Raw genomic sequence first — 26,539 nt, 5'->3', positions numbered from 1 at the left:
TTGATTACGGACTTCATTCTATGCCATTTTTGCGTCGAATGAAGCGACATTGTGACTCACTATAAGAACATGACGCAGTATATTCGGGTCAACGGTCACAGAATCCAGCCGCGGACGCTCGCATGACGTAGAATTCTGGTGTGAGCGCGCAAAATGTGCGCACTATTCTGCATTTTTTAAGATGAATCAGATGACTGCATTTTCCGACTCACCCGCCACCATCGCGATCGTCGGCGCGGGAATTGCCGGCCTGGCCTGTGCGCACGTCCTCGCCGAAGCGGGTCATCGAGTGACGGTGTTCGAGAAAAGCCGTGGAGTGGGCGGGCGAACGAGTACGCGTCGCGCGGACGGCTGGCAGGCGGATCACGGCGCGCAGTATTTCACTGCGCAACATCCGGCATTCGCCGCCGAAGTCGCGCGATGGGTCGCCAGCGGCGCAGCCGCCCCGTGGGCCGCGCGCGTCGCATCGATTGGCTCGCTCGGGCCGCGGGAATTGCTCGCGCCAGCTCAGCGATACGTGGGTGTGCCGGGCATGACTGCACCGGCGCGGCATCTGTCGGCGGGAATCGAGACGGTGCTCGAGACCACCATCACCGAGTTGATGCACGACGAACAGGGCTGGCGACTGATCTCGGCCGAGCGGGGTGCGCTGGCCGGGCATCACGATGTCGTCATCGTTGCAGTCCCGGCGCCGCAGGCCGTACCGCTCCTGCGGCGCGCCGAACCGGGTCTCGCGGTGATCGCCCAGCGTACCGAGATGCGCCCGGCCTGGGCAGTGATGGCGCAGTGCGGCCATTTGCCCGATCCGGGCTTCGACGCCGCATTCGTCAATTTCGGTCCGCTTGGCTGGATCGCCCATGACACATCCAAGCCCGGGCGCACCGGCGTGAGCACCTGGGTGTTGCACGCGACGCCCGAGTGGAGCCAGGCTCATCTGGAGGCACCGCCCGAGCAGATAACGCGCACGCTGCTGGACGCCTTTCGAGACATCGTGGGCGCCACCGCCGACACGGCAACTGCCCATCGCTGGCGCTATGCCGAGCTGGCGTCGTCGTCTGTTGCAGCTCCCGGCCGCTTTGCGTGGCGGGCGGGGCCGCGCATCGGACTTTGCGGCGACTGGCTGGGCGGCGGCAAGATCGAAGGCGCATGGCTCAGCGGCACCGGCCTCGGCAGCGCGGTGGCCGACACCCTGATCACGCGCTGAGCGGCACCGCTCGGATCGCCGCCGCATCACGGCGGCGACCCGAGCGCGCCTTCGCTTGCCGGCCCGGGTTGCTGCGCTCGCGTGATGCCTCGCCGTTCAAACCACGTCGAACACTCGAACCCGCTTCGCTTCGCTTCGCTTCGCGAACGCGCCGCTCGGCGGTCGGCAGGATTGCGCCGGCGCGAGGCAATGGAGATCATTGGCGATCCAAAGCGAATGACGCACTCACGCCGTACGCGCACGCTTCGCACACGTCGATTTCGACGAAGGCGGCCGATGACCGAACGGCCTACAGCGATTCGATATTCCGTACGACGCTGTCCGCCTGCATGCGAATCGCTTCGAGCGCCTCGTTATCGAAACGCGCGAGCTGCCGATAGACCATCGCAAGCCGATGGTTGTGTCGCAGCGCGTCCCTGTGCCGATCGAAAAAGTCCCAGTACAACGCGTTGAACGGGCATGCGCGCGCACCGGTTCGGGCATTGCGGTCGTATGCGCAGCCCTTGCAGTAATTGCTCATCCGATGGATGTACGCGGCGCTGGAAACGTAGGGCTTGGTTGCCATTGCGCCGCCGTCGGCGAATTGACTCATGCCGAGCGTGTTCGGCATCTCGACCCATTCGAACGCATCGATATAGACACCGAGATACCATTCATGCACCGCGTGCGGATCCAGCCTGGCCAGCAGCGCAAAGTTGTCGATCACCATCAGCCGCTGGATATGGTGCGCATGCGCGTCTTCGAGCGACTGCCGCAACGCATGCGACATGCAGGCCATTCGCGTGCGGCCATCCCAGAACCAATGCGGCAACGGGCCGCGATGACCGAACGCATTGCTTTTTTCATAGCCCGGCATGCGTGCCCAGTACACACCTCGCACGAACTCGCGCCAGCCCAGTATCTGCCGGATGAACCCTTCGACCGCGGCAAGCGGTGCCGCGCCACTGCGATACGCGTGCTCGGCCCGCGCGACGACTTCGCGCGGATTCAACATTTTCACATTGAGCGCGAACGACAGCATCGAGTGGAACAGTCGCCGAGCACTCCCATGCATCGCGTCCTGGAACTGCCCGAAAAACGGCAGTGCGTGCCGGATGAAGGAGTCGAGGCAGGCGAGCGCTTCGGCTCGATCGACGGGCCAGCGGAAGTCGTCGGCCGACGGCTCCCCGAAACTGCGCACCCCAGCCGCCACGATCTGCCGCCACAGCGCGCGATGATCGTGATGCGGACGCCAGTCGGCCGGTTCCGCAGGCGAGCCGGACCAAGCCTGGCGGTTTTCCGCATCGTAGTTCCATTGCCCGCCTGCCGGCTGCCCTTCCCCGTCGAGCAATACGCGATGGCGCACGCGCATGTTCCGGTAGAAGCGATCCATGATCCATGATCGGCCCGTTCCGAGCACCCGCCCGACCTCGTCGCGCGTCGTGTAGAAATGACCGGTATCGACCGCGCGAACCGGCACGCTCGCCGCTGCCGCATAGGCGCTCAGTTGCTGGTCGACACGCCATTCGTCGGGCAGCAGATACTCGATGCACGCTGCGCCGTGAAGCTCGGCGACACTGTCCAGGTTGGCGGGAATGGCCTGGCGATTGAGCGGGTCGTCGATCTCGATGTAGTGCACGCGATGGCCCGCATCGCGCAACAGTTTCGCGAAGCGACGCATCGCCGCAAAGATGGCAATCAGCTTCTGAGCGTGATGGAGCGTGTAGTCGGTCTCCTGCCGAACTTCCATCAGCACGTATGTCGTTTCAGCCCGGACATCGGAAAACCAATGATGATTCGGGTCCAGCTGGTCGCCGAGGACAAGCCTTAATGTCTTCATGGAACGCTTCGCCATTGATGATCGCTGCCTGGGTTGTCGAGACACCTGCATCGCCGCTTCGCGGCACGCCCCAAGCCAGAATCTGTCGCCGCGTCACGACCACGCTCGCCCGTCCGTCGGCGGCGCTGTCTGGAAACGCCCGCGTCATTGCGCATCGAACGAGACACCTTGCCCCTCCTAGCTAGCGCCCCGCACCGCGCGACCTGACTGACCTCGCGACACCGAGCGGTACCGCTCCGAAGCATTCTAGTCGGCTCGCACTTCGCGAACCAGCTTTCCGGGCAAAAATCCGCATATTGAATCACTTTCCTGCTTCAAATTTCAGGCAAACTGCGTACAATCCTGAGACAACAGTACGTCGACTTTAGGAGAGCAACGATGCCCCCTCGCAAGGATCGCGATACTCCTCACCGCTATCGCAGCGGCGAGGCCGCGCGTCTGGCGCGCATGCCTGCAGCAACGCTGAGGATCTGGGAAAGGCGCTATGACGTGATTGCTCCGCCCAAAACGCCGTCCGGACAAAGGATGTACTCGGACGACGACGTACAGCGAATTCGTTTGCTGAAAGCGCTCGTCAATCAGGGCCACGCGATCGGCTCGATCGCCAGCCTGAGCCGCGAGGAACTCGAGGCGTTGTCGCTGACGAATACGCATGGCCCGGCGCTTCCCGAGGCGGGTGTGAGCCTCGCGGTCATCGGTGCGCTTTCGATTTCGGAAGCCGCGGTAGAGCGAATGGGAATCCGGATCGCCGCACGAATCGACTCGCTTGACGACGCGAGCGAGCATGCGAGTACGCCAGTAGACGCCCTCATCGCGACGACCACGTCGCTCCATGAGGATGTCGTCTCGCAGCTCGCTGCCTTGGCGCAAAAGCTCAACGCGCATGCCGTGGCCGTCGTGTACGCGTTCGGCACCGCAGAGGCGGTCGAGCTGGCGCGTCTGTCGGGGTTCGAGCTTTTCCGGTCGACGGAAGGCCAGACCAACCCCGCATCCATCATTTCGAGACTGGCGCAAGCCGTCGTCAAGGCGCGCCAGTCGAACGAGGCGGATCGCGGGCTTTGGCTGCGCACGCGGCGACGCTTCGACGAAGCGACGCTCGCGTCGCTCAGCGGCCTGTCCACCACCGTCAAATGCGAGTGCCCGCGTCATCTCTCCGAATTGATCATGCAGCTCGGTGCGTTCGAGCGATACAGTGACGAATGCGTGTCGCGATCGCCGGCCGATGCGCTGCTGCACCGCCACCTCGGAGACGCAGCGAACCGCGCGGCCGAATTGCTCGAGACGGCGCTTGCCATCATTCTTCGCGAAGAGGGATTGGGCGGAACGACGCCGGAGCTGAAGGCGCTGTAGCGCGGCAAGCGCCGCTGACTGTTCCGACCTGCCCGCGACGATAGGTGGCGATGCTGCGCAGCACACGTGTCAAGCGCATCGTCGCGCGCAATGTGCTGACAGCGAGTGCCACCCTCTTGCGACGCGTTCGTCGTTGAGCGGCGACGCCGCGGGTTTGTCCGACCGCACGACAAGCCGTCGATCCAGGACCGGCACACCTGCGGGTGCAACGCAGGGCTTTCCTCGATCATCGAGCCGGAACCGAAGAGCGAGCCACCGCGGCAGGGGTTGTCGGCTGCCCGCTCGCGGTTCCAGCATTCGACGCCTTCGCGACGCGATCCGTGAACGCGGAGAGATCGTCGAGCACTGACGCCACCCCTCTCAACGGCGCGCCCAGAACACCGACGATCGACGCATGGCTCACGTTCCTGTAACGCATGACCACGACGGTGTCGCCCATGTTTTGCAATGCGCGCGCGAAGCGGTACGTGTTGCCGGGATCGACCACCGTGTCGTTCTCCGCGACTGCCAGCCACATCGGCGGCTCGATACCCTGAATGAATCGAATCGGCTGGCTCGCCGCACGCGCTTCCTGCGGGAATATCTTTTCAAGCGTTGCATCACGCAGCGGCAGGAAGTCATAAGCGCCGGCCAGACCAATCACGCCGGCGATATCGCTCTTCTGCATCTCCTGTGCCGCCAGATAGCGGCCGTCGGTCGCAAGCAATGCGGCAATCTGTGCGCCCGCGGAGTGCCCCATCAGAAACAGGCGACGCGGATCGCCGCCGAACGCAACTGCGTGCTCGCGTGCCCACGCCACCGCCTGCGCCGCATCGTCGACGAAACCGGGAAAGGTGGTCGCCGGATACGTCCTATAGTCGGGCAACACGGCAACAAAACCCCTCGAAGCCAAGGCCTCTCCCACGAACAGATAGTCCTTGCGCTCACCGGACTGCCAGCTTCCGCCGTAAAGGAACACGACCACAGGCGCGCCCGCATTCGCATCGGCCGGCCAGTGATGCAAGACGCGCGCGGGCAAGTAGACGTCGAGCACTTGACGCTCGCCGGGTCCGTACGGGATATCTGCGAAAAGACTGAACGTGTACCTCGGCGTTAGCGCGTTCAGAAGCCGCACCGGACTACACGCGCAGAGGAAACCGACCGCGAGCAGCACCGACAGGACGGTCAGTCCGGCTTTCATGTTCATGCAAATCTCCTTACCTGACGATTCCGGTCGCATCCGCCGCCGTGTATGGGGATTTACGGAACTTGCGCGGACGCGGATGCATGCATCGCACGACAGCCGACACCCGCCGTCCAGGAGCTACAAGCGGATGTTCATTGTTCGGGCGCCGGCACGCTCAGGCAATCTAGCGTCTCGTTCGAACGCCCTGCCCGGATGCCGCCCCGTTGGCCCGTCGGCCCGGTTCAATCCCCGACGCTGCGCGACATCAGGCGCGCTATCCCAATGCGTCGCAGCGGCAACATCGTAAGCGGCCGTGCAGTCCACAGCGCTACCGGCCGCCGGGTGCCCCCTCAACGGCATCCAGATATTCCCTTCGCAAGTGCATCCGTCCGCAATGCAGCGTCGTATTGGAGATGAGAATCGACGCCGAATGCCGACAATCGCTCCCTGCAAAGCTATCGTCTGGCAATGGTTCCGCTCGTCGACGATATTGAGAGCCGTCTGCCATGAACGTTCTACCTGCCACTTTCCCCGAGATGCAACGTCGCCGTGGCGGCTGGATCGATTTCGCTTGTCGTCGAGGGCGACGTAACGCTTTGCTCGGCGCGCACATATGTGCACCACTGATGCACGCGGCATGGCGACCATGTCGTTACTGATCCCGCGCGAACGATCATGACAAGTGCTACGAATCAAGGAACGTCGAGCACGCCAGCGCTGGGCGCCGCTCGCGTGTACGTCTATCTCGCGACGACCCAGATAGGATGGCTGGCATGCGTGATGACTGCCGCATCGCAACGCGCCGCGTGGGGAGTCGCGTACGCGCTGATCGCGACGGTCGGCCATCTTCTCTTCGCGCGCCGACCGTCCTCCGAGGCGCGGCTCGTCCTCACGGTCACGGTGTCCGGATGGTTATGGGACACTGCCGTTGCGCAGTCCGGCCTGCTTGTGTACCCGAACGGCGTTTTGCTCAAAGGAACAGCGCCGTACTGGCTTGCGGGACTATGGGCGCTGTTCGCGATTCAACTCAATACTTTGCTGCACTGGCTCCGGGAGCGACCGCTCATCTCGGTGCTCGTCGGCGCATTCGCAGGCCCGGCGTCCTTTCGCGCAGGTGCGGCGCTGGGGGCCGTTCATTTCAAGGATCCGACTGCAGCGCTCGTCGTTATCGCAACCGGCTGGGCGTTCATCTTGCCGGCCGCGCTCGCGATTGCACGCCATTGGGACGGAGTAACGCCCCTTTCTCCGCCAACAATCCGCGCAGACGTCATGAATGACGCCCGCGCCGAATAGAGACATTGGCTCGATAGAGCCGGAAACGCACAAGCTCGCTTCATCGCCGATCCCGTTCACATTGCCAACGCAACTTCTCAGGCAACGCACATGAAAAGCTCCGAATTGCCGTATCAATCCCGCCCCGTTATCGTATGGTTTCGTGATGACCAACGGCTCAGCGACAATCCCGCACTTTCTCATGCGGTCAGTACCGGCCATCCTGTTGTTTGCGCATATGTATACGACCCTGCCCCGAAGCTCGGGCGTCCCATGGGTGGCGCGCAACGGTGGTGGCTGCACGAGTCCTTGAGAAAACTCGATGACGCGCTTTCCGCGCTCGGTGGCTCGCTGATCGTGCTTCGCGGCAACGAACATGAAGCCATCATGAGTCTCGCCCTCGAGACCCAGGCGGCAATGGTTTTGTGGAATCGCCGCTACTCGAAAGCGCAAACGGAAATAGATGCATCGATCAAGAAAGACTTGGTCGGCCGCGGAATCGAAGTGTCGACATTCAACGGCCATCTTTTGCGGGAACCTTGGACAGTAACCACACGTGAAGGCTTGCCGTTTCAGGTGTTCAGCGCGTACTGGAGAGCCGCTCAGCGCGATAATTTTTCCCCGCCATGTCCACTGTCGGCGCCCTCTCGAATCACGTTCTTTGCCGTCTCCAAAAACGTCAAAGCACACCTCTGTACGCTTGCCGAGCTTGCACTGCAGCCCTCAACGCCAGACTGGGCGGAGGGGCTGCGTGCGACCTGGCGATGCGGCGAGGAAGCGGCTGGACATCAACTTGAGGCCTTCATTGAACACTCGTTTTCCGATTATGCCGGCGCACGCGATTTTCCAGCCACTCAAGCGACGAGCCGGCTTTCTCCTTATCTTCGCTTTGGCAACATCTCGGCTCGGCAAGTGTGGTATGCGACGTTATCAGCGGTAGACGCCATGCGAAGCAGGCGAGTGGTTCGCATTGACGATTCCAAAAATGAGTCGTTGAACAAGTTCTTTAGTGAACTCGGATGGAGAGAATTCTCGTATTATCTTCTCTATCACTGCAAACCCCTTCATCAGTTCAATTTTCGGCTGCAGTTCGACTCCATGCCGTGGCGCACCGACGCAACGGCGCTTCGCATGTGGCAAACGGGAAAGACAGGATACCCGCTGGTAGACGCCGGCATGCGCGAACTTTGGCACACTGGCTGGATGCACTGACCTGCCCCCTTCAATAGGGCCAATGGGCTTCTAGCAAAGTCCTGTTAAACCAGCTCCTGGAAAGCGGCAGGAGCATCCGCGGTTGCCCGGTGTTTCGCCGCAAACTCTGACGGCGCAAGGTAGTTCAGTGCGCTGTGCGGCCTTTGCTCGTTGTAGTCCTGACGCCATGCCGCGATGACAGCCCGAGCGTGCGCGAGCGTCGTGAACCAGTGCTCGTTAAGGCATTCGTCGCGGAACTTGCCGTTGAACGATTCGATGTACGCATTTTGCGTTGGCTTGCCCGCCTGAATCAACTTCAGCGTGACGCCGTTCGCATATGCCCACTGGTCAAGCGCGCGGCTCGTGAATTCGGGTCCCTGGTCTGTTCGCACCGCCTTGGGATAGCCACGGAAGCGAGCTGCACGGTCCAATGCCCGAGCGACATACAAGCCTGAGATGCCATGGTCGACGACGATGTCGACAGCCTCTTTCGTGAAGTCGTCGACGACGGTCAGGCACTTCACGCGACGGCCGTTGGAAAGCGCATCCATCACGAAATCGATTGACCACACCTCGTTGGGCGCGCCCGGCAATGCCAGTTGCTCGCGCTCAATCATGACGCCATGGCGCTTGCGACGGCGCCGCACAGCCAGCCCTGCCTCACGGTACAGGCGATAGATGCGCTTGTGATTGGCGTGCGTGCCTTCGCGCTCCACCAGGGCGTGCAGTCGACGGTAGCCGAATCGACGACGTTCGTGTGCCAATTCCACCAGACGCGCCGCTAGCAGCTCATTCTCGTGGTCTGGCTTCGCGTCGTAATGCAGCACGCTGCGAGAAAGCCCGACAAGCCGGCAGGCGCGGCGCTCGGAGATATTGACCTTCTCCCGAATCGCCGACACTGCTTCGCGTTTGGCTTGCGGGCTCAGGGCTTTCCCTTGACGACGACCTTCAACGCTTCCATATCGAGCATTGCTTCGGCCAGCAGCTTCTTCAGCCGGGCATTCTCCACCTCGAGGTCCTTGAGCCGGCGGGCTTCCGAGACTTCCATGCCGCCGAACTTCGCGCGCCAGGTGTAGAACGACGCGTCACTGAACCCGTACTTCCTGCACAGTTCCTTGACCGCCATACCGGCTTCGGCTTCCTTCAGAAACCCGATGATTTGCTGTTCCGTAAAGCGCTTCTTCATGTCCGTCTTCTTCTCCGAAAACGAACTTTACTAGACTCCGGCTGGCCCTGTTTGTAGGGGGCAGGTCAGCACAACCGCGTGCGCATGGTGACAGCGTCATTTCTCACAAAGCACTTGCTCATCGATTGGCGTGAGGGCGAAGCATGGTTCTGGGATACGCTGGTTGACGCCGATGAGGCAAGCAATCCCGCCGGGTGGCAATGGGTTTCAGGAAGCGGCGCTGACGCAGCCCCGTATTTTCGAATCTTCAATCCTGTCTTGCAGGGGAAAAAATTCGATCCGAAAGGCGAATACACGCGACGGTGGGTGCCCGAACTCTCTGCACTTCCCGCCGAATCCGTCCACAGCCCATGGACCGCTTCTACTGAAGCGCTGCAAAAAGCATCCATCAGTCTCGGCGCAAGTTATCCCTATCCGATCGTGGATCACCAGCTTGCACGCGCGCGAGCCCTCAGCTCGTTAGATCTCCTGGATACCCAAAGCCAAAGGAAGTGATCCTCGGTCGTTATCGAGAAGGTACGGGACGGCACGGGAAACTTCGGCTACAACCCAGCCACCGGCAAGTTCGTCGATCTCGTCGAAGCCGGCATCGTCGATCCCACCACGGTGACGCGCACTGCGCTGCAACATCGATCGCTGCGATTGAGCACGAATCGTCGGTTGCAACGTTCGGGCTCGACCGTGCGAAAGAAGCGCCCCGACGACACACCGGGGTCGATGTGATGTGCAGGAGCGTGCCGCCCGCTTCCGCACATCACGTTCTCTGTCAGCTACAGGCTGAAGTATCAGGGCATCAGCACGGAGTCGACCACGTGAATCACGCCATTGGACTGCATGACATCGCCGATCGTTACGTGCGCGACGTTACCCTTGTCGTCGGTGATGGCCAGCCCGTTCGTGCCACGGCTGACGATCAGGGCATCACCTTCGACTGTTTTCAGCGTCGCCTTGCCGCCACCTTGGTCGACCGCCTTGGCAAGGTCGAGTGCCGTGACTCGTCCGGGTACGACGTGATACGTGAGCACCTTGACGAGCACACCCTTGTTCCCCGGCTTCAATAACGTCTGCACCGTGCCAGCCGGCAACGCGGCGAATGCCTCGTTGGTCGGTGCAAATACCGTGAACGGCCCTTTGCTCGACAATGTGTCGACCAGCCCCCCGGCCTTGACCGCTTCGACCAACGTCGTGTGATCACGAGAATTTACCGCGTTTTCGACGATGTTCCTGGACGGGTACATCGCAGCGCCGCCCACCTCGACCGTCTGCTCCATCGACATGGATCCTGTCTCGGCGGCCTGCGCGTAAATGCACGTTGCGAATGCAAGGGCGAGCGCCGCGCCCCCCAGTTTTGCTTTGCTGCCAGATTTCATTTGGGTTCTCCGGGAAATTTGCCGCTGTTGGCTGGAAGCATTCGGATATACGAGTCGAACCGCGCAGCGGATGCGCGGTTGACCACTTCATCGTGACCAGATCTGCGGCCGGGCGACTGGCAAGGGTGTCGAAACCATGTCCATCTGCTGACGTCACTGCATCCATTCTCGCTTTGCCGCCGTATATGGGTGTGCCATCCAGCCAAGGTGCTTGGCGTCCCACCTCGGGAAATGGCGTCGCGATGGCATCCAGAGGAGACAACTCATGAAGCGTTCCATTGGTATCGCGGTTGCCGCAGCGGCGCTGTTCGCGCTCAGCGCTTGCGGAGGCGGAGATGACATTGCTCCAGCGGTCGCGCAACACCCGGAGAATCAGGCCATCTGGGCCGCGCTCGGTGGAGATTCGGCTGCCCCCGGCGTGGTGGCCGGCGTGGTCAATGCAGCTGTCGCAGGCCTCTTGGCGGACCCGGTCGAAGCGCCCTATTTTGCGGCTGTAACAGGTAACGCCAGCCACAGCAGTGCAGCCCATGACACCCCCGCACGGCTTGAAGCATGCCTCACGCTGCAGTTTGAATCGCTTCTCGGCGGTCCGTACACCTACCCTGGCCCGGTCAAGGTCGCTGGAGACATCGACTCCCAGCCGGAGATGTGCCAAGACATGACGGCTGCCCATAACGACGTCGGCGTTCCCGGCTGCGTGTTCGACCAGTTCATGGTGGATCTCGTCGCGACGCTGCAAAGCAAACTCTCGGCCGCAGACTTTGCAGCACTGACGTCGACGACAAACGGAACGTACGCGCTCACCGAGAAAAATTCAGCCGGCATCCCGGTTGGCACGAAGTTCCAGTTCAGTGCGGTACCAACCCTGTTCAACCTGCGTAGTACCGTAATCAACGCCACGCCCGGCGGCCCGGTGTATCTTCCCCCCACGGTTGCAACATCATGCACGGGCTGACTGCGGTGCGCAGAACTCACGTGATTGCCTGGCTCACTGCGGCAATCCTCGTGAGTGTTGCCGGGATCGGCTGGTTGCACACGTCACAGGGGCGACGGCTCCTCACCGAGCTTGGCGTGAAGTGTCCAGTCGATTCCGTCGATTCCCGAACGGTGCTGTCGATTCGCAACAAAGCCATTTTGCTGGAGAAGGGCGTATCAGCGGCCCCTAACCGTCCTGCGTTCGGCCTGCAGCTTGATCGCAGTACCGAACGAGAAGTGTTGGAAAGAATGTCGCGGGACAAAGCGCAGTGCCTCGAATTGTCCCGAGGCTTGCGCTACCTGCGCTGTCGGGGAGTGCCTGCAGAAACGCTCGGCTCGCATGGCCCACCAGTGAGCGAAATATGGTTCAGCTTCGCGCCGGATCGCACGCTGATGGCCATCAATGTGTACCGTCGCGACATGTCCGTAGCTGAAACACGGCAGAGCTGGCAGATCGCCGTCCAGAATCTGCGCAATTTGCTCGGTGCGCCAACATCCGTGTCTGGAGATACAACGCTGGAATCGCTTATAGGCAAACCCGTGGCGGTTGCACGGGTGAGCTACGCCTATTCGGATTACGTTGCGACAGTTACCGCATCCCACTTGCCATACGGGGGACTGGCAGTCCGCGAGCAGTATATGTCGACCGCGGTCAAGCAAGAAGGATGAAGACTCGGACGAGATGCCCGACCAGGGTCCGGCATCTCGCGAATCTCACCGTTGGTAAATTTCGGCGGGAGTCAGTAAGCGAATCAGTCCGCATTCCAGCTGCGACGACGTTCCAATTCAGCATCAGTTTGTTAGAACTCTTAATAATATAGCCTGTATAAGAATCGCCCCGACGACAAAGTGACTCACTTACTGCGCCTGCTTGTTCCACCGACTAACCCGCGCTCGCGCGCCCATACGATCGCCTCGCCGCACCTGTTCACGTCGAGCACCGCGAAGCCGTCGGCCGTGACCTCGCCAAAAAAGCATGAGCCTGCACGCAAGAACGAGCCATTAGAAATTGCGCGCCAGGCCGACCATGAACATGTCCTGATCCTTGTCGTTGCCCGTTGCGACACGATTGAAGCGCAAGCTGGCAGCCCAATCGTTCGTGACCTGATAGCTCACCTGCGCGCTGAGCAAGGCATTGAGTCTCGTCTTGCTCGAGACTTCGTCCCGATCGCGCGAGAGATACGGACCTACGCCTGCGGAAAGCGTCCATTTGCTCTTGATCGGCGCGACGTACCAGAGTTGCGCTGCCACGCCTCTTCGACCGGCGACGCCATTATTGCCTTCGTAGACGAAGCTCGCCGAATAGGCCCACGCATTGCCGAGCGGCCGCTTGACTTCGACCATATACCCTTTTTCGATCGGCACTTGAGGACGGTTCGTCTGCGACGTCCCGGCCCAAACGCCAACCTGCGTCTTGCCGTCCGAAAGCGCGGGGCCGGGATCGCCGCCGAAATCCGAGCCGATGCCGAAGAGCACCGCGTCGGAATTGAATCCGCCGATCATCTGGACGTGGTTGTACTGGACCTTGAGGAAGAAGCGGTTGGGAACGACGTAATACCGCACCCCTGCCGACGCACGCACACCCCAGCGCTTGTCGTTGCGCACCGCGTTGTCGACATGCGTCGTGTCCATGCTGAAATACGGTCCCGCCGAGAATTCGAGCGCCACGCGGTTGCCGACCGGCCAGCGAAACGAACCCAGGGCGGCGAAGCCGTCACGGTGGTGATCCAGCGGATGCCCCTCGTTCACATACGCGAGGTAGACCGAGAGGTAGTCATTCAAGACGTCGCCGAAGCCGACTTCGTAGGCGCGCCAATGCATGTCGCCGCCCTCGGTCGCACGTCCGTCGCCATACACGGCATAGACGTTGATTTTTCTTTCAGTTGGCTTGACCCCGGTCGGCAAGCTCGACGGACTGTCCTCGGCGTGAACGTGGCCTGGGCCGGCCAGAATTGCCAGACCGGCGATCGAGCTTGTGAGAACGAAGCGCGAATAGATGCGACGGCACTGTCCCATTTGGACACCCCCTCACTCTGGTGACAGCGATTTCCTGGACAAGCTGACAGCGATTATAGGCTGCGTCGGGTAACAGGGGCCAGGCCAGTCACTACGCCGGTTGTAGCGTTTACGAGCGGCTCTCGCGATCGGTTGATGCCGGCATGGGTGCCAGTTCCTTCAACTTACATTTCGCTGAACGCGGCCGTGTCATTCGTGGCGACACCCTATCCGCAGGTCGCTGAACCTTGTCACGTGAAAGCGCCGCTCGGGCAAGGCTGCTCGCCATGTTACCGGCCATGTGGATCGAGACGGCCGCCCGGGATCACGAATCAGCTTGCGCGGAACCGATCCGAAAGACCGAGACAGTCGCCTCCAGCTGCCCCGCCTGCTCCTTCAGCGACAGCGCGGCCGCCGACGCCTGCTGAACCAGCGCCGCGTTTTGCTGGGTCACCTGATCCATTTGCGTCACCGCCTGATTGACCTGTTCGATGCCTCTGGACTGCTCGTCGGACGCGGCCGCAATCTCGCCCATCAGCACGTGCACGCGTTGCACGGACGTCAGGATATCCGCCATCGTCCCGGTCGCACGATCAACCTGTCGCGCACCGGTCTCGACGCGTCTCAGCGAATCCGTGATCAGTTCCTTGATCTCGCGGGACGCCGTGGCGCTGCGTTGGGCGAGCGATCGCACTTCGCCTGCGACGACCGCGAATCCGCGGCCCTGCTCGCCTGCCCGCGCCGCTTCGACCGCCGCATTCAGCGACAGGATGTTGGTCTGGAATGCGATGCCTTCGATGACGGAGATGATTTCGGCGATCTTGCCCGACGCTTCCGACAGGCCGCGCATCGTGTTGACGACTTCCTGCGTCGCCTGATTGCCCTCTTCGGTCAGCAACGCCGCGTCTTGCACCACCTGATTCGCCTGCTTCGCATTCTCGGCATTCTGGCGAACCGTCGAAGTCAGTTGCTCCATCGAGGCGGCCGTTTCCTCCAGCGACGCGGCCTGCTCTTCGGTCCGTTGCGACAGGTCCATGTTGCCGGCCGTGATCTCGTGCGCGGCCGTCTCGATGGAGTGCGAGCCTTCCCGCACCACGCGAATCGTCTGCAGCAGCTTGCCTTGCATCGCCCGCAGGCCGGTCATCAGTTGCCCCATCTCGTCGGTCGAATCGACATCGATCCGCGTCGTCAGGTCGCCGCCGGCGATCGCGCTGAAATGGTCGAGTGCGTGCGCAAGCGGCGCACCGATCGCGCGCTGAAGCGACCACCACGTGAGTACGGCTGCGCCGAGCGCGACCAGGATGCCGGCGATCGCGATCCCGACGAACCAGTGGAAACGCGCCTGCGCGGCATCGAACGTGACCCGGGAAGCCGTGATCTGGATTCGGCCGAGGGCGTCCATCGCGTCGGAGACGTCGATGAACAGCGACGGCGGTATGTGCCGCCAGACGTCGGGGATTTTCACGGGATCGCGCGCGTCGATGGCGCTGAACATCGGTTCGAGGCCGTTCTCGACGAGCGCGTTGAACTTCGTGTTCGCGTCGGCCGCGCGGCGCGCTTCTTCGGGGCCGGAGAGCCGCAGCGCGCGATACGCGTCCCACGCCTTTTTCGACGCGGCGAGCAGTTCCCGGGATGTCGCGGTTTCCTGCGGCACGTCGGGACTGTTCGGATCGAGCGCGATGCGATACAGCCACAGGCGGGTTCTCGACAGCGCGACATTCGCCTGCCCGAGCGCCTCCGACGATGCGAGCCGGTCGGAATAAAGCGTCTTCACATCGTCGTTGCTTATCGCTACGCCAATGACACCGATGATGCCGCCGATGACGAGCAGTACGCCGAGAAAGCCCATCGCCAGCGCCAGCCGGACGCGAATGCTGAAATTCCTGATCATGATGAGGGAAGCGTTGAGCACGAAACCGTTGCATGCGACGCATGCGTGTCCAGCCGATCGAAGGCGGCACGTGCGAGACCGATGCCACGATAACGACCGGAGCGGCGCGTGAATTAGTGCGGAACCGACAAGGAACGTTTCCGGAAACGGGGCGTTATGGGCGGAATTTCGGCGTGGTAGGTGAATCGCCTTCATCGGTCGCGAGCAACGCGTTCAACACCTGCGCGTCCGGCAACCGCTCCAGCGACAGGCACGTGTCGCTCAGCGCATCGACCTGCGCGGGGACGAGCGCGATGCCCGCCAGTGCACGAAACTTCGCCAGCAGTGCCGCATCGGACAGCGGATTGCGTGGATCGCCGCGTGCGATTGGCACGTGATGCCATTGCCGCCGCCCGTCCGCGCGATGCAGGATGACGGTCGGCTCGTCGAGATCGCCGAGTGCCGGATCGACCTCGATCGCGATGCGCGCGAGCAGCGCGGTGACGCGCGAATCCGTGCGCCTGTCGTCGCGATAAGCGCCGATTCCGGTGTCGCCGAACGCAAGCGCTGCCGCAACCGCGTACGGCAGGCTCATCTGCGACGACGACAGTGTCGACAGGTCGCGACCGCCGCACATCCGGGCCACGAATGCGCTCGCCCGCACGACCACCCGCTCGATCTCGCCGGCCTCGAACGTGCAACCTTCGGCCAGTTTCAGCGCCGCGTCGACCGCCGCATGCGCACTGCGGCACGACGCGTGCGGCTTGATCGAGCAGCGCATCAGTTTCCAGTGCGCGCCGAGGCCGTCGGTCAATGCGTCGGGCGCATGCGATTGCGCGGCGAACGTGGTGAAGAAGCCGCCCCAGACGTCGTCGAACACACTGGCCGGGCCGCTCACGCCTTCGCGTGCCAGCAGCGCCGCGAGCACGCCGCCCTCCGCCGCCCGCCCGGCGTGCAGCCGCTTCGTCTGCGATCCGTCGTGGATGAAACCCCACAAGCCACCGGAGAAACTCGCCGCATGGCCGAGCGCGTCGCGCGTGCGTGCGGCGTCGAGCCCGAGCACGCGCGCGCTTGCCGCCGCCGCGCCGAACACGCCGCAACTGAGCGTCGAGTGCCAGCCGGCACCATTGTGCGCAGAATAGCCGCCAGCCGCCTCGAGCACGCGCCGGCCGACGTCGTAGCCGAGCACGATCGCCGCCACGCATTCCCGGCCGGTGACGGGGCGGTCCGCACACGATAGCGCGGCGAGCACGGCCGGCATCACCACCGCGCCCGAATGATCGCAGCCGCCGGAATCGTCGAGCTCGAGCGCGTGCGCGGCGATCCCGTTCACGAACGCCGCATCGCGCGCGCCCGCGGCCCGTCGTGTGCCCCACAGCGTCGCGCCGTCATGCGAGACCGTACCGGTCAGCGCGCGCGCACTGCGTGTCTCGACGGCGGAGGTACCGGCCAGCGCCGCGCCGAACGTGTCGAGGATATGACGCTTCGCCTTCGCGACGACATCGTCTGGCAATGCATTGGCGTCTGTCCGCGCGACGAACGCCGCGAGCTGCGTGGCACGCGTTTCCGTCACCGTCTTCATCGCGCCGACTCGTCCGCCACGCAATGCGCGAACACGTCGACCGGATGGCCCGGCGGATTGACGGGCACCTGCGCGCGCCACCAGCGCGCGATGTCGCGCCCGGTCGCGAACCAGACGTCGCCCGCGTCGCGCAGATGCGCGAGCAACGCGCGCAGCAAGTCGATGCGCCCCGCGGTGCCGATGATCTCGGGATGCAGGCGCAGCACGCAGCACAGCCCGAAGCGGCGAAACCCGTCGACGTCTCGCCGCCAGTTGTCGAGCACGTCACGGTACGCCGCGATGCGCGGCTGGCCGGTCGGCACGGGCGGCGACAGGTTGAACTCGAAGTACGGCTCGTCCTCGAGCTCGTAGTGCAGCGGCAGCTCGACGAGCCGCGCACCGTCCACGTGGCCGTCGCCGCGCGGATGCACGTACGGCAGATCGTCGCCGCGCCACGACGACGACCACGTGAAGCCTTCCGCGACGAGCCAGTCCGCGAAGCCGTCGGCCCAGTTGCCGGTGAACGAGCGAAACCCTTCGACGTCGCGGCCGATCGTGTCCGCGAGCGCCGCGCGCCCGGTGCGGCACGCGTCGATCTGCGCGGCGAGCGGCAGCGCGTCGAAGTCTTCGCAGCGATAGCCGCTCACGCCGAGTTCATGGCCGGCAGCGTCGATCTCGCGCACCGCATCCGCATGCGTCTTGGCGACGATGCCCGGGACGAACCAGCTCGCCGGCACACCGAATGCATCGAACGCATCGAGCAAGCGATCGACGCCGCGCGTCGCGCCGTAGCGCCATACCGACAGCGATTTCTCGCGGCCGACGATACGCGGCTCGCGTGTCTGGATACCGTGTATGTCGTTGAAATCGACCGTGATCGCGATCGCGCAACGCGCGCCGTCCGGCCAGGCAGGAAGTGTCGTCACAGGCCGCTCCGTTGTGTCGATTGCGTGTCGGACGAGTGCTGCGCGAGCCACCAGTCGGCCAATTCGCGACAGCGCGCGAACCAGACGCCGTCCCGCGCGCGCATGTGTTCGAACCACGCTTCGAGCAGCGCGAGGCGGCCGGGCTTGCCGCAGACTTTCGGATGCAGCAGCGTCGTCAGGCACAGCCCTTCGCGGTATATACCGTCGAATTCGCGCGTCCAGTTGTCGAGCGTCGCATCGTAGCCGGCAATCCGGTCGAGCCCGGCCGGATAGTCGGGGTTGCGGTGATATGCGAGCGACGCGTAGTCGTCGGTCTCCCAGCGGCCGGGAATCTCGACGAGCGGCGGCTCGCCGTCAGCGCCGGGCAGCAGGTATGGACGATCGTCGCCACGCATCGAACTCGAATAGCGCACGCCGGCTTCGCGCAGCACGCTCACTGTCGCCGCGCTCCAGTCGCCGGACGGCGTGCGGAACCCGACCGGCCGCACGCCGAGCGTACGGTAGAGAATCTCGGCCGACTGCGCCATGATCTCGCGCTGCCGTTCGGGTTCGAGCGTCCAGAACGCTTCGTGGCGGTAGCCGTGATAGCCGATCTCGTGCCCGCGCTCGACGATCGCCGCGCATTGTGCGGGCCAGGTCCGCGCGACCCACGCGGGCACGAAGAACGTCGCGGGCAGGTCGAACGACGCGAGCACGTCGAGCAGCCGGCCGAGCGCGCGCCACGGCCCGTAGCTGCCGAGCGTGAAATACGCGGGGTTGCGCCAGATCGACCCGTTCAGCATCGCGTCGCCGGTCGGGCCGTCGAGATCGAACGCGAGCGCGACGCACGCGCGCTTCGCGTCCGGCCAGCTGGGAGCCAGGCCCGTCATCGCGGGCTCAGTGCGTGCCGTTGATCATCGCCTTCGTCACCGCGTGCTCCTGCAGTCCCCACTTCGCCAGGATCTTCTGGTAGGAACCGTCCGCGATCAGTTGGTTGAGCGCCGTCGTCAGCGCGCCGCTCAGCGCGGTATTGCTCTTCGCGACGCCGATGCCCGTGTATTGCGACATGAACGGCTTGCCGACCGGCGCGTAGGCGTTCTGCTCGAGGCTGTTCTGGTAAGGCAGCGTCTCGCCGCCCTGCACGGCCGCGTCGATGCGGTTCTGGCGCAGCTGCATGCGCGCATCCGACGAGCCGTCGGTGCCGACCACCACGATTGCCGGCTTGCCGGCCTTCACGCAGTTCTCCGCACTCCATGCCGTCGTATTGTCCGGGAACGACGTGCGCCGGCTCGATCCGACGCGCTTGCCGCACAGCGCGCCCATCTGCGCGAACTCGCCCGCGCGCGTCTTCAGCACGTAGAACTGCGGCCCCGTCTCGATGTAGTCGACGAACGTCACCGCATCGCGACGCGTCGGCAGGTCGGTCATGCCGGACAGGATCATGTCGACGCGCTGCGTCGCGACCGCGCTCATCATCTGGTCGAAGCTCGTCTCGACCCAGTTCAGCTTCGCGCCCATCTTCGCGGCGAGCGCCTCGCCGAGATCGACGTCGAAGCCCGCGAGCTTGTCGGTCGCCGGGTCCTTGTATTCGAACGGCGGGTAGTTCGGCACGATCGCGACGTTCAGCGTGCGCTTGACGTTCGCGGCCTGGGCGACCGCGAAGGAGGCATGAAGCGCGAGCGTGCCGAATGCGACAGCGGCCAGCGTGCGGGTCAGGACGGATGCTTTCATGGGGTGTCGCCTTGTCGTGGTGGTGTAAGGGGGTACCGCGGTGCTGCGTTGCACGTCTCGTCGGCGGCGCGATCCGCTCAGGCAATCACGGCCGAGATGAAGTCGCGGGTGCGCGCTTGCGTCGGTGCGGACAGCACCTGGTCGGGCGGCCCGCTCTCGACGATCCGTCCGGCGTCCATGAACACGACGCGATCGGCGACCTCGCGCGCGAAGCCGAGCTCGTGCGTGACGACGATCATCGTCATCCCGCTCTTCGCGAGATCGCGCATCACGGCCAGCACTTCGCCGACGAGCTCGGGGTCAAGCGCCGACGTCGGTTCGTCGAACAGGATCAGTTGCGGATGCATCGCGAGCGCCCGCGCGATCGCGACGCGCTGTTGCTGGCCGCCCGACAGCTCGACCGGAAACGCGTCGCACTTGTGCGCAAGGCCGACGCGCGCGAGCAGCGCGCGGGCCTCTTCTTCTGCTTGCGCGCGGCGGCGCTTGAGCACCTGCACTGGGCCTTCGATCACGTTTTCGAGTGCGGTCTTGTGCGGGAACAGGTTGAAGCGCTGGAACACCATGCTCGTAGCGAGCCGCTGGCGCGCGACCTGACGCTCCGACAGCTCGTGGAGCCGGTTGCCCGTGCGCCGGTAACCGGCCAGCTCGCCGTTGACCCACAGCGCGCCCGCGCTGATCGTCTCGAGCTGGTTGATGCAGCGCAGGAACGTGCTCTTGCCGGAGCCGGACGGCCCGATGATGCACAGCACTTCGCCCTGCGCGACGTCGAGCGTGATACCGTGCAGCGCCTGGAAATCGCCGTACGACTTGCGCACGTCGACCGCGCGAACGATCGCGTTCGTCATGACGTTCTCCTTACGGTTGTGGGTCGTGCCGCTCATTTTCGGCCCGCCGCGCGGCCTGCGCCGCGTGCGAAGCGCCGTTCGACACGAGCCTGCGCGAACGACAGCACGGTGACGACTGCGAGATACCAGATGCCCGCGACGATCAGCAGCTCGATCACGCGCGCATTCGCGTAGTAGATGTTCTGCGCGTTGTGCAGCATCTCGGCGTACTGCACGACGCTCGCGAGCGACGTCAGCTTGACCATGCCGATCAGCTCGTTGCCGATCGGCGGCACGATCACGCGCATCGCCTGCGGCAGGATGATCCGGCGCAGTGCCTGCAGGCGCGCCATGCCGATCGATTTCGCGGCCTCGTACTGGCCGGTGTCGACCGACAGCAGCCCCGCGCGCACGACTTCCGACGTATACGCGCCCTGGTTGATGCCGAGCCCGAGCACCGCCGCGAGGAACGGCGTCATTACGTCGACGGTCCGGAACTCGGCGATCCCCGGGATGCCGAGCGTCGGAAACACCAGCGCGAGGTTGAACCACAGCAGTAGCTGGAGGATCACCGGCGTACCGCGGAACAGCCAGATGTAGCCCTGCGCGATCGCACCGAGCACCGGGTTCGACGACAGCCGCATCACCGCGGTGACGACCCCGAGCACGATGCCGAGCGTCATCGCGAGGACGGTCATCACGATCGTGTTGCCGAGGCCGGTCAGGATCGAGTGCGCGGTCAGGAACTGGCCGACGACGCGCCATTCGATCTGCCCGCGCGCGAACGCGAGCGCCACGTAGGCGAGCGCGGCGATGATCGCGACCGACGCGACATAGCGGCCCCAGTAGCGCCGGCGCACGCGCACGAGTGCGGCGGTGTCGTCCGCCGCGGCGACGGCCGCGGCCGGTGCGCCGTGGAGACGGTGCGAATCGGATGCGCTCAGCATGACGGCCCCCGGTAGTCGGCCGCCCACGCGGCCTGGCGTTCGATCGCGTTGCTCAGGCGGCCGATCTGCTCGCGCACGCGCGCGGGCGACGTGCCGCCGGCGCCGCCGCGAGCGGCGACGGCCGCGTCAAGCGTCAGATGCGCGCGTACCGCCGGCGCGAGGCGCGCGTCGACGGCCTGCAGCTGCTCCGTGCTGGCATCCGCGAGCTCGATGCCGTCGCGTTCGCACGCGCGCACGAGCGCGCCGGTGATCTCGTGCGCCTCGCTGAACGGCACGCCCGACAGCGCCAGCCAGTCGGCGACCTCGGTCGCGAGCGTGAAGCCGAGCGGCGCCTGGCGGCGCATCTCGTCGACGTTGACGCGCATCGTGCGGATCATCCCCGCCATGGCGGGCAGCACGAGTTCGAGCGTGTCGATCGAATCGAACGCGGCGATCTTGTCTTCCGCGAGATCGCGGTTGTACGCGAGCGGCAGCGACTTGAGCGTGGCGAGCAGGCCGGTCAGGTTGCCGATCAGGCGCCCCGCCTTGCCACGCGTGAGTTCCGCGATGTCCGGGTTCTTCTTCTGCGGCATGATCGAACTGCCCGTCGCGTAGCCGTCGTCGAGTTCCACCCAGCGGAATTGCCGGGACGTCCACAGGATCACTTCTTCCGACAGGCGAGACAGATCAACCGCCAGCATGCTGGTGACGAACGCGAATTCGGCGACGTGATCGCGCGCGGCCACCGCGTCGATCGAGTTCTCGCACGGCGCGTCGTAACCGAGCTCCTGCGCTGAAAGATCGGGGTGCACGCAGATCGCCGAGCCGGCCAGCGCGGCCGCGCCGAGCGGCGAGCGTGCGGTGCGGCGGTCCCAGTCGACCAGGCGGTCGGCATCGCGATACAGCGACTGCGCATGCGCGAGCAGCTGATGACCGAACACGATAGGCTGCGCGGGTTGCAGGTGGGTGAAGCCGGCGGTGACCGTGTCAATGTGCCGGCTTGCCTGGCCGACCAGCGCATCCTGCAGGTCGAGCACGCCGCGTACGAGCTGGCGCGCCTTGTCGCGCAGGTACAGACGCAGGTCGTTCGCCGCCTGGTCGTTGCGCGAGCGCCCGGCGCGCAGCTTGCCGCCGAGCGCCGGCAGCCGCTGCGTGAGCACGCGTTCGAGGAACGTGTGCACGTCCTCGTCGGCGAGCGAAGGCGCGATCGCACCGGCCGCATGGTCGCGCGCGATGCCGTCCATCGCGGCCAGCAATTGCGCGAGCTCGTCGTCATTCACGATGCCGGCACGGTTCAACTCGCGTGCATGCGCGCGGGAGCCTGCCAGATCGTACGGGACGAGTCGGTAGAAACTCGGATCGGAGCGCGACAGGTTCTGCAGCGCGTCGGACGGTTTCGACTGAAAGCGACCGCCCCACAGGCGCTCGATCGGTTCGGTAAGGCTCATTGCGGACGACCTCGTCTCGGTTGGAGTGCCCTCACTGTAGGCATTCAATTTTTTTTGTTGTAGCGAGAAATTGAATCCGCTTAAATGAAATTTTTCTCAGCACCGTCGTCGCCGACAGTCCCGCCGATGCGCAACCGCCTCCCCCCGTTGAACCCGCTTCGCGCGTTCGAGGCCGCCGCCCGGCGCGGCAGCGTATCGGCCGCCGCCGACGAACTGCACGTGACCGCGAGCGCGGTGAGCCACCAGATCCGGATTCTCGAGAGGACGCTCGGCGTCGCCCTATTCGTCAGATCAAAGGCGCGCGTGAAGCTTACGCCCGAAGGCGAAGCGCTGCTGGAGCCGGTCGGCACGGCGTTCGACATCATCGCGAACGCTACCGTCAGGCTCGATTCGCCGGCCGCCGTCGGCGATCTCGTCGTGTCGACACCGCTGTCGCTGACGTCGCGCTGGCTCGCCCGGCACATCGGCGATTTTCTCGAGCGCTATCCGGGCATCCATCTGAAGGTGATTCCGTCGAACGACGAGCGCGAGATCTATTCGCCGGATGTCGACGTCTGCATCCGCTACGGGGAAGGCAACTGGCGCAACCGGCACGTCGAGCTGCTCGAGCATCCGGCGCTGTTCCCGGTCGTGAGCCCCGCGCTGATGAACGGGCGCGATGCGATCCGCAAGGTGCAGGATCTCGCGGGGCGCACGCTGTTCTGCGAGCACGCGGGCTCGTGGATGCGCTGGCTGGCCGAAGCGAAGGCCGACCGGCTGCCGGGCATCCGCATCCTCGAGATCGGCAACGCGCACATCGGCGTCGAAGCCGCGGTGCACGGCCAGGGCGTCGCACTCGGCGACAGCCTGTCGGTGCGCGACGACCTGATCGACGGCACGCTCGTGCGGCCGTTCAGCGAAACGGTGCCGTCACGTCATGCGTACTATCTCGTCACGCGTCACGAGCTGACCGAGACGCCGCTCGTGACCGCGTTCACCACCTGGTTGCGCGCGCGGCTCGCGTAATGCGCGCGCTCGCTTGCGGTCGGGCTGGACGTCAGGAAACGAGGCTCGCGAAGTCGTCCCACACCAAGACGATGTTTTGCGAACGCCAGATCGGCCCCGCATCGACGTACTCGCCCGCGAACCGGCCGTTCAACGCCTCGTAAAACGCGATCGCGGCCGCGTTTCCCTTGACGACACTCAACGCGGCGCCCGGATACCGTAACGCTTGCAGATGCGTTGCGAGTTGCGCAAGCAGCATGCGGCCGATGCCGCGGCGCTTGAAGAGGGGATCGACGTAAAGAAACTTGATTTCGCCACGGCCGCCGAAAATCGGCTCCGACGGCGCGCCGGCTGCTCCGATGCCGACAATCCGGCCACCGGTTTGCGCCACGAGCACCAGCTGGTCGCGCTCGTTCGACGCCAGCTTCTCCCGCCATTTCCTGCCGCGATACTGCTCGTCGAGGGCGGCATGTGCTTGCGCCGGCGCGAGATCGCGATAGGTATGCCGCCAGACCTTGACGTGAAAATCGGCGATCGCCTGCGCGTCGTCGAGGCTGGCGGACCTGATGGATATTCCGGACATGGAGGACTCTCTCGGGCGGCTCGGCGCGCGCGGGCGCGGCGCACACGCCGGATTGTCGGCGATCCGGGCGACGATGTCAGCACCGCGCAGGCGTGGCCGATCAGCGCGCAACGGCTTCCGTGTTTCGGACGCTGCCCAGAAAGCGCGCCAATTCCACCGTCTGCGGCCGCTCGAAGATCTCTTCGGCCGTCCCGCTCTCCCACACCCGGCCCTGGTGCATGAAGACGATCCGGTCGCTCACCACACGCGCGAAGTTCATCTCGTGCGTGACCATGATCAGCGTCATGTCCTCGCGCGCGAGTTGCTCGACGACGCCCAGTACCTCGCCGACGAGTTCGGGATCGAGCGCGGACGTGATTTCGTCGCACAGCAGCACGCTCGGCTTCATCGCCAGCGCACGCGCGATCGCGACCCGCTGCTGCTGGCCGCCAGACAGCTGCTCCGGGAACGCGTCGAACTTGTCGCCGAGGCCGACGCGTTCGAGCATCAGCTCCGCGATCGCGCGCGCCTGCTGGCGATGCGTGTTCTTCACGACGGACTGCGCCAGCATCACGTTTTGCCCGGCGCTCAGATGCGGAAACAGGTTGTATTGCTGGAACACCATCCCGACCTTGAGCCGCAGCGCACGCAGGTCCGCGTGCCGCGCGTCGACGCGTTCGCCGTCGATCGAGATCGTGCCCGCGTCGATGCTCTCGAGCCCGTTGAGCGTGCGCAGCAGCGTGCTCTTGCCCGAACCGCTGCGGCCGATGATCGATACGACCTGCCCGCGCTCGACGGAGAAATCGATGCCCTTGAGCACATGATGGGTGCCGAAGTTCTTTTCGAGACCACGGGTTTCAACGAGCGGCATGCCATCTCCTTTGCAACGTGCGCGCATAGCGGGTAAGCGGATAACAGAGCGCGAAATAGATCAGCGCGACGAGGCCATACACGACGAACGGCCGGAACGTCGCGTTCGAGATCGCGATGCCGACCTTCGTCAGCTCGGTGAAGCCGATGATCGATACCAGTGCCGTATCCTTCACGGCCTGCACGCCGAAGCCGACCGTCGGTGCGATCGCGATGCGGGCGGCCTGCGGGAGGATCACGTGACGCAACTGCTCGACGTAGCTCATGGCCAGGCTCGCCGACGCCTCCCACTGCCCCTTCGGCACCGCCTCGACGCAGCCGCGCCAGATTTCCGCGAGATACGCGCTGGTGAAGAACGTCAGCCCCGCCGTGGCCGCGACCCACGGCGGAACGTCGAGCCCGACGAGCGGCAGGCCGAAGAACACGATGAATAGTTGCATCAGCAACGGGGTGCCCTGGAACACCTCGATATACAGCTTCGCGCAGCCGCGCAGCACCGTCGAACCCGACACGCGCATCACGAGCAGCCCGAGGCCGACGAGGCCGCCGGACACGAAAGACACGATCGACAGCACGATCGTCCAGCGCGCGGCCAGCAACAAGTTTGTGAGAATCTGCGCGAACGTGAAATCGGTCATCGCGCACCTCGTACGCGGCGGGAGAACAGGCGGCGCCCCATCGTGCCGAGCGCGCCACGCAGCAGCAGCGCCATCGCCAGATACGCGAGCGTGATGACGAAATACGTCTCGAATGCGCGGAAGGTGCGCGACTGAATGTAGCCCGCCGCATAGGTCAGATCGGCCACCGAGATCTGCGACACGACCGCCGAACCGAGCATCGTGATCACGATCTGGCTCGAGAGCGCGGGAAACACCTTGGCGAGCGCCTGGGGCAGCACGACGTGGCGCAGCATCTGCGCGCGCGACATCGCAAGCGCGGATGCCGCCTCCAGATGTCCGTTCGGGACGGCGGCGACGCCCGCGCGCACAATCTCGACCGAGTACGCGCCGAGATTGAGCGTCATCGCGAGAATCGCGGCCGTGTATTCGTCGATGTGCACGCCGAGCGCGGGCAATCCGAAGAAGATGAAGAACAGCTGGACGACGAACGGCGTATTGCGGATCGCCTCGACGTACGCGCCGATCAGCGGGCGCAGCCGCACGGCCGCGGGCGCGTCGGCGCTGTACGCGGCCGCGCCGAGCACGCCGATCGCCACGCCGAGCACGGTTGCGACCGCAGTCAGCGCAAGCGTGATCGCCGCGCCGCTCGCGAACACACCGGCGTATTCGGCGAGCTCGCCGAATTGAAGCTGATAGCTCATGACGATTGAG

At 64.4% G+C, this 26,539-nt stretch carries 24 protein-coding genes and 1 pseudogene; 8 read left to right on the top strand and 17 right to left on the bottom strand.

The genetic code is table 11. The features are described 5' to 3' along the window. Positions 1–181: 181 nt before the first annotated feature. Positions 182–1,204 (top strand): NAD(P)/FAD-dependent oxidoreductase, encoded by a 1,023-nt coding sequence (locus WS66_RS30760; RefSeq protein WP_236873013.1) that lies wholly within the window; start codon positions 182–184, stop codon positions 1,202–1,204. Positions 1,205–1,493: 289 nt separating this feature from the next. Here the strand turns inward: WS66_RS30760 and WS66_RS30755 are convergent, their stop codons facing one another. Continuing rightward, a complete protein-coding gene (locus WS66_RS30755) occupies positions 1,494–3,023 on the bottom strand; it encodes a cryptochrome/photolyase family protein (RefSeq protein WP_059603677.1) in 1,530 nt (509 codons plus the stop codon). A gap of 378 nt (positions 3,024–3,401) precedes the next feature. On the opposite strand from WS66_RS30755, the gene WS66_RS30750 reads away from it, so the two are divergent. Next, positions 3,402–4,373 (top strand): MerR family transcriptional regulator, encoded by a 972-nt coding sequence (locus WS66_RS30750; RefSeq protein WP_059603668.1) that lies wholly within the window; start codon positions 3,402–3,404, stop codon positions 4,371–4,373. 226 nt (positions 4,374–4,599) lie between these two features. Here the strand turns inward: WS66_RS30750 and WS66_RS30745 are convergent, their stop codons facing one another. Next, positions 4,600–5,559, bottom strand: coding sequence for an alpha/beta hydrolase (locus WS66_RS30745; protein ID WP_059603665.1), 960 nt, complete (start codon positions 5,557–5,559; stop codon positions 4,600–4,602). Positions 5,560–6,270: 711 nt separating this feature from the next. Between WS66_RS30745 and WS66_RS30740 the strand changes: the two genes are divergently transcribed. Both WS66_RS30740 and WS66_RS30735 read left to right on the top strand, forming a co-directional pair. After that, positions 6,271–6,831 carry a DUF2878 domain-containing protein gene (locus WS66_RS30740; protein ID WP_236873012.1) on the top strand — a complete coding sequence of 187 codons (561 nt, stop codon included), beginning with the start codon at positions 6,271–6,273 and terminating at the stop codon, positions 6,829–6,831. Positions 6,832–6,921: 90 nt separating this feature from the next. Continuing rightward, a complete protein-coding gene (locus WS66_RS30735) occupies positions 6,922–8,022 on the top strand; it encodes a cryptochrome/photolyase family protein (RefSeq protein ID WP_082728977.1) in 1,101 nt (366 codons plus the stop codon). 44 nt (positions 8,023–8,066) lie between these two features. Here the strand turns inward: WS66_RS30735 and WS66_RS30730 are convergent. Further along, a protein-coding gene (locus tag WS66_RS30730; protein ID WP_108064606.1) for an IS3-like element IS407 family transposase occupies positions 8,067–9,187 on the bottom strand; the annotation gives its coding sequence in 2 pieces (ribosomal slippage) (positions 8,067–8,929 and positions 8,929–9,187; 1,122 coding nt in all). 69 nt (positions 9,188–9,256) lie between these two features. On the opposite strand from WS66_RS30730, the pseudogene WS66_RS30725 reads away from it, so the two are divergent. Beyond that, positions 9,257–9,682: pseudogene (locus WS66_RS30725) on the top strand (FAD-binding domain-containing protein); the annotation flags it as partial. A 290-nt stretch (positions 9,683–9,972) separates the two neighbouring features. Here the strand turns inward: WS66_RS30725 and WS66_RS30720 are convergent. Further along, complete coding sequence (locus WS66_RS30720; RefSeq protein WP_059602867.1) at positions 9,973–10,557, bottom strand: fasciclin domain-containing protein; 585 nt, start codon at positions 10,555–10,557, stop codon at positions 9,973–9,975. Positions 10,558–10,822: 265 nt separating this feature from the next. Between WS66_RS30720 and WS66_RS30715 the strand changes: the two genes are divergently transcribed. Both WS66_RS30715 and WS66_RS30710 read left to right on the top strand, forming a co-directional pair. Next, on the top strand, positions 10,823–11,512 hold the full coding sequence (locus tag WS66_RS30715; RefSeq protein ID WP_059602865.1) for a hypothetical protein: 690 nt from the start codon (positions 10,823–10,825) through the stop codon (positions 11,510–11,512). A gap of 20 nt (positions 11,513–11,532) precedes the next feature. Next, positions 11,533–12,201 carry a hypothetical protein gene (locus WS66_RS30710; protein ID WP_159086607.1) on the top strand — a complete coding sequence of 223 codons (669 nt, stop codon included), beginning with the start codon at positions 11,533–11,535 and terminating at the stop codon, positions 12,199–12,201. Between the two features lie 333 nt (positions 12,202–12,534). Here the strand turns inward: WS66_RS30710 and WS66_RS30705 are convergent, their stop codons facing one another. The 9 genes from WS66_RS30705 to argH form a co-directional block, all read right to left on the bottom strand. Then, on the bottom strand, positions 12,535–13,548 hold the full coding sequence (locus WS66_RS30705) for a hypothetical protein (protein WP_059602859.1): 1,014 nt from the start codon (positions 13,546–13,548) through the stop codon (positions 12,535–12,537). 304 nt (positions 13,549–13,852) lie between these two features. After that, a complete protein-coding gene (locus tag WS66_RS30700) occupies positions 13,853–15,418 on the bottom strand; it encodes a methyl-accepting chemotaxis protein (protein WP_059602856.1) in 1,566 nt (521 codons plus the stop codon). A gap of 154 nt (positions 15,419–15,572) precedes the next feature. Continuing rightward, the gene (locus WS66_RS30695) at positions 15,573–16,979 is read right to left on the bottom strand and encodes an MmgE/PrpD family protein (protein WP_059602853.1); all 1,407 of its coding nucleotides are present in this window, start codon (positions 16,977–16,979) and stop codon (positions 15,573–15,575) included. After that, positions 16,976–17,884 (bottom strand): polysaccharide deacetylase family protein, encoded by a 909-nt coding sequence (locus tag WS66_RS30690; RefSeq protein WP_059602850.1) that lies wholly within the window; start codon positions 17,882–17,884, stop codon positions 16,976–16,978. The genes WS66_RS30695 and WS66_RS30690 overlap by 4 nt, the downstream gene beginning before the upstream one ends. Beyond that, on the bottom strand, positions 17,881–18,753 hold the full coding sequence (locus tag WS66_RS30685) for a polysaccharide deacetylase family protein (RefSeq protein WP_059602847.1): 873 nt from the start codon (positions 18,751–18,753) through the stop codon (positions 17,881–17,883). Before WS66_RS30685 ends, WS66_RS30690 begins: the two co-directional genes overlap by 4 nt. A gap of 7 nt (positions 18,754–18,760) precedes the next feature. Continuing rightward, the gene (locus WS66_RS30680) at positions 18,761–19,594 is read right to left on the bottom strand and encodes an ABC transporter substrate-binding protein (protein ID WP_059602845.1); all 834 of its coding nucleotides are present in this window, start codon (positions 19,592–19,594) and stop codon (positions 18,761–18,763) included. A gap of 77 nt (positions 19,595–19,671) precedes the next feature. Then, positions 19,672–20,475 carry an amino acid ABC transporter ATP-binding protein gene (locus tag WS66_RS30675; protein WP_059602842.1) on the bottom strand — a complete coding sequence of 268 codons (804 nt, stop codon included), beginning with the start codon at positions 20,473–20,475 and terminating at the stop codon, positions 19,672–19,674. Then, complete coding sequence (locus WS66_RS30670; RefSeq protein ID WP_059602935.1) at positions 20,472–21,365, bottom strand: amino acid ABC transporter permease; 894 nt, start codon at positions 21,363–21,365, stop codon at positions 20,472–20,474. Before WS66_RS30670 ends, WS66_RS30675 begins: the two co-directional genes overlap by 4 nt. Beyond that, positions 21,359–22,792, bottom strand: a complete 1,434-nt coding sequence (gene argH, locus WS66_RS30665) for an argininosuccinate lyase (RefSeq protein ID WP_059602839.1) — start codon at positions 22,790–22,792, stop codon at positions 21,359–21,361. The genes WS66_RS30670 and argH overlap by 7 nt, the downstream gene beginning before the upstream one ends. Positions 22,793–22,918: 126 nt before the next feature. Here argH and WS66_RS30660 point away from each other — a divergent pair, with 126 nt between their 5' ends. After that, positions 22,919–23,797 (top strand): LysR substrate-binding domain-containing protein, encoded by an 879-nt coding sequence (locus WS66_RS30660; protein WP_059602837.1) that lies wholly within the window; start codon positions 22,919–22,921, stop codon positions 23,795–23,797. Between the two features lie 31 nt (positions 23,798–23,828). Here WS66_RS30660 and WS66_RS30655 read toward each other — a convergent pair whose 3' ends face one another. The 4 genes from WS66_RS30655 to WS66_RS30640 are packed head-to-tail and all read right to left on the bottom strand — an operon-like array spanning position 23,829 to position 26,529. Further along, entirely contained in the window at positions 23,829–24,470 is a 642-nt protein-coding gene (locus tag WS66_RS30655) for a GNAT family N-acetyltransferase (protein ID WP_236873011.1), read from the bottom strand. Further along, the gene (locus tag WS66_RS30650; protein ID WP_059602830.1) at positions 24,460–25,209 is read right to left on the bottom strand and encodes an amino acid ABC transporter ATP-binding protein; all 750 of its coding nucleotides are present in this window, start codon (positions 25,207–25,209) and stop codon (positions 24,460–24,462) included. The genes WS66_RS30655 and WS66_RS30650 overlap by 11 nt, the downstream gene beginning before the upstream one ends. Then, positions 25,196–25,846, bottom strand: coding sequence for an amino acid ABC transporter permease (locus WS66_RS30645; RefSeq protein ID WP_059602828.1), 651 nt, complete (start codon positions 25,844–25,846; stop codon positions 25,196–25,198). The genes WS66_RS30650 and WS66_RS30645 overlap by 14 nt, the downstream gene beginning before the upstream one ends. After that, positions 25,843–26,529, bottom strand: coding sequence for an amino acid ABC transporter permease (locus tag WS66_RS30640; protein WP_059602825.1), 687 nt, complete (start codon positions 26,527–26,529; stop codon positions 25,843–25,845). The genes WS66_RS30645 and WS66_RS30640 overlap by 4 nt, the downstream gene beginning before the upstream one ends. Positions 26,530–26,539 lie beyond the last annotated feature (10 nt).

Source organism: Burkholderia sp. LA-2-3-30-S1-D2 (genome assembly GCF_001523915.2).
Classification (GTDB): Bacteria; Pseudomonadota; Gammaproteobacteria; order Burkholderiales; family Burkholderiaceae; genus Burkholderia; species Burkholderia diffusa.
Note: the sequence above shows the minus strand (reverse complement) of the source record. Positions and strands in the feature narration are given on the sequence as shown.

Excerpts from the sequence above, each read along its gene's own strand:
- WS66_RS30660 (WP_059602837.1), top strand. The coding sequence starts at position 22,919 with ATGCGCAACCGCCTCCCCCCGTTGAACCCGCTTCGCGCGTTCGAGGCC.
- WS66_RS30670 (WP_059602935.1), bottom strand. The coding sequence starts at position 21,365 with ATGCTGAGCGCATCCGATTCGCACCGTCTCCACGGCGCACCGGCCGCG.
- WS66_RS30750 (WP_059603668.1), top strand. The coding sequence starts at position 3,402 with ATGCCCCCTCGCAAGGATCGCGATACTCCTCACCGCTATCGCAGCGGC.
- WS66_RS30645 (WP_059602828.1), bottom strand. The coding sequence starts at position 25,846 with ATGACCGATTTCACGTTCGCGCAGATTCTCACAAACTTGTTGCTGGCC.
- WS66_RS30755 (WP_059603677.1), bottom strand. The coding sequence starts at position 3,023 with ATGAAGACATTAAGGCTTGTCCTCGGCGACCAGCTGGACCCGAATCAT.
- WS66_RS30715 (WP_059602865.1), top strand. The coding sequence starts at position 10,823 with ATGAAGCGTTCCATTGGTATCGCGGTTGCCGCAGCGGCGCTGTTCGCG.
- WS66_RS30760 (WP_236873013.1), top strand. The coding sequence starts at position 182 with ATGAATCAGATGACTGCATTTTCCGACTCACCCGCCACCATCGCGATC.
- WS66_RS30745 (WP_059603665.1), bottom strand. The coding sequence starts at position 5,559 with ATGAACATGAAAGCCGGACTGACCGTCCTGTCGGTGCTGCTCGCGGTC.
- WS66_RS30735 (WP_082728977.1), top strand. The coding sequence starts at position 6,922 with ATGAAAAGCTCCGAATTGCCGTATCAATCCCGCCCCGTTATCGTATGG.
- WS66_RS30685 (WP_059602847.1), bottom strand. The coding sequence starts at position 18,753 with ATGACGGGCCTGGCTCCCAGCTGGCCGGACGCGAAGCGCGCGTGCGTC.
- WS66_RS30720 (WP_059602867.1), bottom strand. The coding sequence starts at position 10,557 with ATGAAATCTGGCAGCAAAGCAAAACTGGGGGGCGCGGCGCTCGCCCTT.
- WS66_RS30640 (WP_059602825.1), bottom strand. The coding sequence starts at position 26,529 with ATGAGCTATCAGCTTCAATTCGGCGAGCTCGCCGAATACGCCGGTGTG.
- WS66_RS30675 (WP_059602842.1), bottom strand. The coding sequence starts at position 20,475 with ATGAGCGGCACGACCCACAACCGTAAGGAGAACGTCATGACGAACGCG.
- WS66_RS30695 (WP_059602853.1), bottom strand. The coding sequence starts at position 16,979 with ATGAAGACGGTGACGGAAACGCGTGCCACGCAGCTCGCGGCGTTCGTC.
- argH (WP_059602839.1), bottom strand. The coding sequence starts at position 22,792 with ATGAGCCTTACCGAACCGATCGAGCGCCTGTGGGGCGGTCGCTTTCAG.
- WS66_RS30680 (WP_059602845.1), bottom strand. The coding sequence starts at position 19,594 with ATGAAAGCATCCGTCCTGACCCGCACGCTGGCCGCTGTCGCATTCGGC.
- WS66_RS30650 (WP_059602830.1), bottom strand. The coding sequence starts at position 25,209 with ATGCCGCTCGTTGAAACCCGTGGTCTCGAAAAGAACTTCGGCACCCAT.
- WS66_RS30705 (WP_059602859.1), bottom strand. The coding sequence starts at position 13,548 with ATGGGACAGTGCCGTCGCATCTATTCGCGCTTCGTTCTCACAAGCTCG.
- WS66_RS30700 (WP_059602856.1), bottom strand. The coding sequence starts at position 15,418 with ATGATCAGGAATTTCAGCATTCGCGTCCGGCTGGCGCTGGCGATGGGC.